Annotated in this window: 2 protein-coding genes; one reads left to right on the top strand and one right to left on the bottom strand. The window is 24.8% G+C overall.

Features of this window, described 5'->3' with window-relative positions:
• The first annotated feature begins 343 nt into the window (after positions 1 to 343).
• Positions 344 to 868 (top strand): nitroreductase family protein, encoded by a 525-nt coding sequence (locus WBG30_RS13705; protein WP_424505219.1) that lies wholly within the window; start codon positions 344 to 346, stop codon positions 866 to 868.
• A gap of 116 nt (positions 869 to 984) precedes the next feature.
• Here WBG30_RS13705 and WBG30_RS13710 read toward each other — a convergent pair whose 3' ends face one another.
• Positions 985 to 1,350, bottom strand: coding sequence for a hypothetical protein (locus WBG30_RS13710; protein ID WP_424505220.1), 366 nt, complete (start codon positions 1,348 to 1,350; stop codon positions 985 to 987).
• Positions 1,351 to 1,814 lie beyond the last annotated feature (464 nt).

A 1,814-nucleotide genomic window follows, 5' to 3' on the forward strand; every position in this document is an offset into this window, starting at 1 on the left:
TTCTAACTCAAATAAATCAGGGATAACATAGATCGGGTTTATTTCTATGTTTTCAGAAACTACTAGAGATTCAAAGTATTTAGCAATATAGATTTTTTATCCTGTTATCTTGAATTGCACGAAGGTCATTTATAATGCTAGGAAATTTGTACTTTTTAGTTAAGTTTTTAACAAGCATTTCACTTTTGTCATATAAAAAATAATCAACAAAATCCTTTTTTATTTCAATTTTAAACTACAAAGTTTACGTTTTTATTTCAACAAAAAGAAATTTTTTAAGGTATAATTATATTAGAAGGAAATAAAGTGTATCGAAACATTTATATAAATTTGGAGGTTTATTATGGATTTTTTACAATTAGCAAAAGAAAGGTATTCAGTACGTAAATTTAGCAATAAAAAAGTTGAACAAGAAAAAATTAATTTAATTCTCGAAGCAGGGAAACTTGCTCCTACAGCAGTTAACTATCAGCCACAAAGAATTCTTGTAATTGAATCAGATGACAGTTTGAATAAATTAAAAGAATGTACTAAATATCATTTTAATGCTCCCCTAGCAATGCTTATCTGCTATGACAATACTATAAGTTGGAAGAGGAGTTATGACAATAAAGAAATGGGAGAAGTTGATGCATCTATTGTAGCGACTCAAATGATGTTAGAGATAACTAATCTTAATCTTGGGACTACTTGGGTTGGCCATTTTGATCCCCAAAAGATTATCGAGGCATTTTCACTACCTGAAAACATAATACCAGTTGGATTATTCCCTATTGGGTATCCTGATGAAAACAGTGTCCCTCATCAACTGCATGAGAAAAGATTTGAAATATCTGAAACTGTAATTTATAATTCTTTTAAAAAATAAATAAAAATAGAGACTAGATCTAGTCTCGATTTTTTTAATTTTAGGGTGTATTTATAATACCTCCTACTAATATTTTTTGTAACTATCTTTATGGATTACTACTATGGATTCTAAAATTATTTTCCGTGAATAATCTTAGTGAGTTTGATTTTAAAATCTTCTCCATCAATATTACGAACATCAAGAGACTTAATAAAGTTTACTGTTTTTTTTGGTTCTATATTATATAGAACGATTTTCCCTATTGTATAATATGGATCATTTTCTGCCGCATCTTTATCTCTATATTTGATTTCAAAGTTCAAAATTAATATTTGTTTATTTGTTTTATTTTTTAATGTTCCTTCAAGATATCTACAATTATGACATTTTTTACTTACCTCGACATTTAAGAGGTCAACATTTTCAAATTTAAAGTTATATTTTTGTGAGCTAAAGGATATAGAAAATAAAATAAAGAACAATAAAATAATTTTTTTCATATTTGGTTACTCCTTTTATTAAAATATTTGTATTTTTAAGTTATACTGGAAAAAATATTAAATACCTATAAAAATATTAAATATGTTATAATTTTATTATAGGATAACTAAATTACTAAAGATGAATTTGAAAAATTATATGAGGAAGACAGTGTACCTCATCAACTGAATGAGAGAAGACTTGAAATATCTGGAAAGCATTTTATTTTTTTTGAAGTTTTTTGTAATTTAAATGTCAATACTTAGAAGGTTTAGAAATTAACATATGTATAATTTTAAATCATTCAATAGTTTTTAAACTGGATATACTTCTAATAATAATTTTTATTATGATTCGACAAAAATAAAGAGGTTAAGGTATAATTTTAATAGTTTCTTAAAGATAACTAAATTTAATTTCTAGGAGGAATTAAGATTAATAATTATGGTGATTTAGCGATTAAAGTTGTTAATAAATTAAAAAA

The sequence above is a fragment of the Psychrilyobacter sp. genome, from assembly GCF_049671765.1.
GTDB lineage: Bacteria > Fusobacteriota > Fusobacteriia > Fusobacteriales > Fusobacteriaceae > Psychrilyobacter.